Origin of the sequence: Microvirga sp. KLBC 81 (genome assembly GCF_003075415.1) — a bacterium.
In the GTDB taxonomy this organism is placed as follows: Bacteria; Pseudomonadota; Alphaproteobacteria; order Rhizobiales; family Beijerinckiaceae; genus Microvirga.
Genome location: NZ_QDAH01000161.1, coordinates 1 through 5461, shown reverse-complemented (window position 1 = coordinate 5461; position 5461 = coordinate 1). Strand labels below are relative to the sequence as shown.

The 5461-nt window shown below is 58.0% G+C and carries 3 protein-coding genes and 3 pseudogenes; 4 read left to right on the top strand and 2 right to left on the bottom strand.

The window, feature by feature from the left end; genetic code table 11:
* Window positions 1-52: 52 nt before the first annotated feature.
* From DC522_RS32320 to gmd, 4 genes and pseudogenes are all read left to right on the top strand, one after another.
* Window positions 53-730 (top strand): annotated as a pseudogene (locus DC522_RS32320) (IS3 family transposase); the annotation flags it as partial.
* Window positions 731-1321: 591 nt separating this feature from the next.
* Window positions 1322-1570 carry a hypothetical protein gene (locus tag DC522_RS34475; RefSeq protein WP_133239443.1) on the top strand — a complete coding sequence of 83 codons (249 nt, stop codon included), beginning with the start codon at window positions 1322-1324 and terminating at the stop codon, window positions 1568-1570.
* Window positions 1483-2160: pseudogene (locus tag DC522_RS32310) on the top strand (DDE-type integrase/transposase/recombinase); the annotation flags it as partial. The gene DC522_RS34475 and the pseudogene DC522_RS32310, both read left to right, overlap by 88 nt.
* A 191-nt stretch (window positions 2161-2351) precedes the next feature.
* Window positions 2352-3422 (top strand): GDP-mannose 4,6-dehydratase, encoded by a 1071-nt coding sequence (gene gmd / locus DC522_RS32305; protein WP_047190021.1) that lies wholly within the window; start codon window positions 2352-2354, stop codon window positions 3420-3422.
* A 328-nt stretch (window positions 3423-3750) separates the two neighbouring features.
* Here the strand turns inward: gmd and DC522_RS32300 are convergent.
* Both DC522_RS32300 and DC522_RS32295 read right to left on the bottom strand, forming a co-directional pair.
* Window positions 3751-4298 (bottom strand): annotated as a pseudogene (locus DC522_RS32300) (DDE-type integrase/transposase/recombinase); the annotation flags it as partial.
* A 199-nt stretch (window positions 4299-4497) separates the two neighbouring features.
* The coding region (locus DC522_RS32295) for a mannose-1-phosphate guanylyltransferase/mannose-6-phosphate isomerase (RefSeq protein WP_116532523.1) at window positions 4498-5461 on the bottom strand (964 nt) is incomplete at its 5' end.

The following is a 5461-nucleotide window of genomic DNA, read 5'->3' as shown; positions in this document are numbered from 1 at the left end:
CTCTCATCCAATCTAAAGCAGCCCTCTTGCAACGCACGGCCGGTCCATAGATTTTCGCCAAGGAGGGAAGTCGATGAAGTTTACGTTCATCGATGTGGCGAAAGAGGGCTTCCCCGTCACGCGTCTGTGCCAGGCTCTGGGTGTCAGCCCAAGCGGCTATTTCGCCTGGAGAAGCCGTCCGGCCAGTAGCCGCCAGCGCGAGGATCTGGTGCTGCTGGCTCACATTCGCTCGGCCTTTGCCCGCTCCAATGGAACCTACGGCAGCCCGCGCATGACCCGCGAGCTGCAGGATGAGGGAGTGCAGATCGGACGCCGTCGGGCGGCCCGGCTGATGCGCGAGAATGGCCTCAAGGCTCGCCAGAAGCGCCGCTTCAAGCGCACCACCGACAGCCACCACGCCTTTCCTATTGCTCCCAACCTACTGGAGCAGGACTTCTCGGCCGAGCGCCCGAACCAGAAATAGAACGCGGATATCTCGTACGTGTGGACGAGCGAGGGATGGCTGTACCTGGCCATTGTGCTCGACCTGTTTGCTCGACGGGTGGTTGGCTGGGCGGTGAGCGACCGGCTGCACAAGGAGTTGGCGCTCGAGGCGCTGCGCAAGGCTCTGGCGATCCGACGGCCATCAGCCGGTCTGATCTATCACGCGGATCGCGGCAGTCAATATTGCTCAACGGCCTATCAGACGGAACTGAAGAAACATGGCATCGGGATCTCGATGTCCGGGAGAATGTTGTCGCACCTTAGTAGACCCGAGCTGGGTTGTGCCGCAGACAGTTTGTTTCAGAGTTTTAGCTACTGTGGTTGAAATCCCGACAACGGAGGATGTGGTATTCAACGGCAAGCATTTTGATTGTTCGGCGATTCTGCTCTGCGTCCGGTAAAGTGATGCATATTCGAGGATTTCTTCGCAAATGGCTGACCACATGCGGTGCCAAGGTCCGTTCTCAGGAACACCCCTGAGGTCAGGCTCTGGCACTTCTCGGAAGGGCGTTGTCACATGAAAGAGTTTTACGTACGCATACTGCCCCTCGCGCGGATGACCAATTGTGCATTTCCAAGGACTTAGGCAGGCGAAGCCCGCGTGGGAAAGGCCTTTACTTGGTTGATGTGACATCCCCCGCTTATACCACGCGCATCGCCAGCCCATACCAAGGTGTAATCGAGACAGCCACGTGGGCAATTGGCGTGGAGTGCGCCCGCGATCATCATTACCTTATGGTGGTGCAACTCCGTACGGCTGCAGGTGACGGCGTTCGTGACTACTGAGGGCAAGACGCCGACCTGGCTGAGCGTAGGTCTTGGGGAAAAGGAGGCTTCGATGCGGCGTGCCGAAATCTGGGCGGCCTTCAATAACGCCTTAGCTGTCGTGATGACGATCATTGTCATCGCGACCCTCTTCTACTCCCTCCCTGTTAGGGCCGGGGAGGGACACTCTCACGAGCATCAGATGGCGCATGGCGCCTATCATTACCTCTATAACGGCATCATGCGCCCGAACGTAAAGAACTCGAGCTGGCGTGTGAGCAGGGTCGTCCTGCGCCTAATCACAAGCGGGTCTGTCGAGTGATGAAGGCCCATGACCTCCTGCTGCAGCGCCATGCTGGCGGAGCTAAGACACGTCGGCGCGACGGGCGTGTTGCCGTGGAGCGCTCCAATCTGCGCTGGTGCTCGGATGGGTTTGAGATCGGCTGTGACAACGGCGCGAAGGTCCGGGTGGCCTTTGCGCTCGACTGCTGTGACCGCGAGATGCTGGGGCATGTGGCCACCACAGAAGGCATCAAGGGCGAGGACGTGCAGGACCGGATGATCTCGGCTGTCGAGTCCCGCTTCGGGCCGGTGAACCGTCTGCCGCAGATGATTGAGTGGCTCTCCGACAACAGTTCGGGCTATATCGCCCATGAGACGAGGAGCCTAGCACGGGAAACCGGGCTGGAGCCGAAGACCACACCGGTGCAGAGCCCGCCGAGCAACGGCATGGCCGAAGCCGTCGTACGCATGATCAATCGCGACTACGTCTGGGTGAGACCGACGCCGGATGCCCGAACGGTGATGGAGAGCCTTCCCTTATGGTTCGAGCATTACAACAGGCTTCATCCGCACAAGGCGCTTGGATATCGTTCGCCGCGTGAGTTCATCGCCTCACGGCAACCGGGATGATCCTGTCCGATCTTTCGGGGCAACAACACTACATCCTCCAGGCGGATGAAACATCAAGGCCGGCAATGACCACTTAGAAAAGCTTTATTGCTATTCAAACCTACCACCCCTAAAGCCCGTAACATCTTGACGAAGCGCACCCGAGCCGAGCTGCTCGTAGAATGCCCGATTGTTGTGAATAGGTGAAGATTATGACGCAAAAGGTCGCTCTCATCACCGGCGTTACCGGTCAGGATGGTGCCTACCTGTCCGAACTTCTGCTTAGTAAAGGCTACATCGTCCATGGGACGAAGCGGCGCTCATCGTCCTTCAACACCGAACGGATTGATCACCTCTATCAAGACCCGCATCAAGCAGGGGTGCGTTTCTTCCTACACTACGGCGAGATGACAGACTCGACGAACCTCATACGTATCATCCAGGAAGTTCAACCGGACGAGATCTACAATCTTGCCGCTCAAAGCCACGTCCGGGTGTCGTTCGAGACGCCCGAATATACCGCCAATGCCGACGCCATCGGAGCGTTGCGGGTGCTTGAGGCCATTCGGATACTCAAGCTTGAGGGTAAGACGCGCTTTTATCAAGCCTCCACCTCGGAACTTTACGGTAAGGTTCAAGCCGTGCCTCAAACCGAGACTACGCCGTTCTACCCACGTTCGCCTTATGCAGCCGCCAAGCTCTACAGCTACTGGATCACTGTCAATTACCGCGAGGCATATGGCATTCACGCCTCAAACGGCATCCTTTTCAACCATGAGAGCCCAATCCGGGGCGAGACATTCGTCACGCGCAAGATTACCCGGGCGGTGGCCGCAATTCAGCACGGCTTCCAAAAAAAGCTCTATCTCGGAAATCTCGACGCCAAGCGCGACTGGGGTCATGCTCGCGATTATGTCGACGGCATGTGGCGGATCGTGCAGCACTTCGAACCCAGTGATTATGTGCTTGCCACAGGCGAAATGCATTCGGTGCGTGAGTTTGTGGAGAAGTCGTTTGCAAGCGTGGGCAGAGCAATCGAGTGGAAGGGTTCGGGAGTTAACGAAAAGGGTATCGACCAGCAATCTGGCGAAGTTCTGGTTGAAATTGACCCGCGGTATTTCCGACCGGCCGAAGTCGATCTCCTGATCGGCGATCCATCAAAGGCGAACCAAGTCCTCGGCTGGCAACATCGAACGAGTTTCGAGGACCTCGTCCGTGAGATGGTCGAGCAGGATCTTCAAACTGTCCTTAGAGAAGAAAATCGGCAAAGCCGGCACGATTGATTAGAATTGCGTCATGCTCCGAAAGCCACGGACGGTGACTTTGGTGCGCAATTCGGATGATGGCCGTATTCACACCCTGGCATTGGGGTTCAGGCAATGCGCCGGGACACAGGCATGCCAAGCCGCGTCATGACGTTGAGGGCCCTCTGGCGGCGGCTTCGGTCTTTGCGTCGACAGAGTCCGGGCATTGAGGCGGCAACCACTCAGGGCCTTGTAGTGCATCATCGCGACCTCGACAGTCTGAACACAATTGACAGAACCGAGTGGCTTCCCTGTCTGGAGTGGTGTGAACCGCGCCGATTTTTCCGGAGGCTGGGTAGCTTAGATTCTATGCGGCCATCGGTATGACCTCAAGCTGGGCATCGTAGGCGGCTTCCGCTTCAGCGGGTGGAACGTTGCCGGTGGGCTCGAGCAGACGCCGGTTGTTGACCAATCGACCCATTCGAGCGTGGCGAACCCGACGGCCTCGCAGGAGCGCCACGGACCACGCCCATGGATCACCTCGGTCTTGAACAGGCCGATGACGGTTTTCGCCAGAGCATTGTCGTACGAGCCGCCGACACTGCCGACCGATGGCTCGATGCCGGCCTCGGCGAGGCGCTCGGTGTACTTGATCGACACGTATTGAACTCCCCTGACGCCGAATGATGAATGAGGCCAGCCCGCCGCAGAGGCTGCCGGTCATGGAGAGCCTGCTCCAGGGCATCGAGCACGAACTCGGCCCGGGCCGAGCGTGCCACGCGCCAGCCGACGATCTTGCGGGCGAAGGCGTCGATCACGAAAGCCACAGAGACGAAGCCCGACCCGGTCGCGCGGGCACGGCGCCGAGGCATCGCTGACGGTCGTCCGGGTGCTCTTGCCGCGAACCACGCCTTTAGAGCGGTTAGCTGCAATGCACTGCCACCGAAACCATTCACTCGGGCATTGTGAAATGGTTATCGCGGATCAGTGCAACATGCACGATCAATCGACATAAGGCACCGTAGAACTTGCGCGCAGTCCCAAGTCACTGTTCTCGTAACGGGAGAGGTCAGCTTATGGACACCCCATACTCATCGCGGGTAATTTGCGGTACTTAACGGCCATAGGAGTCTTCGATCCGCACAATATCGTCTTCTCCAGTATAGCTGCCGACCTGCACCTCGATGATCTCAAGCGGAATCCGGCCCGGATTGGCAAGCCGGTGCACCGAGCCAATCGGGATCTGAGCCGCCTCGTTCTCATGCAGAACCAGCACCTTTTCGTCAACAGTTACCTCGGCCCTCCCCTTCACGACGATCCAGTGTTCAGCCCGGTGATAATGCTTCTGCAATGACAAGCGTCCGCCGGGTTTGACGTAGATGCGCTTTACTTGGAAGCGCAGTCCGAGATCGATGCGTTGATACCAACCCCATGGGCGGTACATGCGGATGTGTTCGTCCGCTTCTGGCTGGTTCTTGGTTCGAAGCAGGGCAACAAGGTCCTTGACCTGCTCGGACTTCTCCCTGGAGGCTACTAGTACCGCATCTTGATGAGTGATGACCACCACGTCGTCCAGACCAATGACCGCAGTCAACATCCCTTCGCTATGGACGATGCTGTTTCTGGCCTCGAGTATTTCTACCCGGCCTCTGAGCACATTTCCATCCACGTCTTTATCAGAGGCCTGCCACAAGAGATCCCAGGTGCCAACATCGGACCAAGCGAACTCGGCCGGCAGTACGCCTGATTTGGATGTCCGCTCCATAACGGCATAATCGATCGACGTCTTCGGCGCTTGCTGGAAAGCCTCCCTATTGAGCCGCACGAAGTCGAGGTCGGTCATTGCTCTCACGAGAGCCGCACGGGCAGCCTCAACGATGTCAGGCTCGTAAGTTTCGAGTTCCGCCAGCATCACTTCGGGTCGGAAGGCAAAGTAACCGCTGTTCCACAGGTACCCGTCGTTAATGTAAGTCGTGGCGGTCTCCGCATCTGGTTTTTCAGCAAAGCGCTCAATATGAAAGGCATCGGTGCCTTGAATACATGCGCCCGGCTTGATGTAGCCGTAGCTGGTTGCCGGA

Coding starts and splice junctions, on each gene's coding strand:
- DC522_RS34475 (WP_133239443.1), top strand. CDS start 1,322: ATGCGGCGTGCCGAAATCTGGGCGGCCTTCAATAACGCCTTAGCTGTC.
- gmd (WP_047190021.1), top strand. CDS start 2,352: ATGACGCAAAAGGTCGCTCTCATCACCGGCGTTACCGGTCAGGATGGT.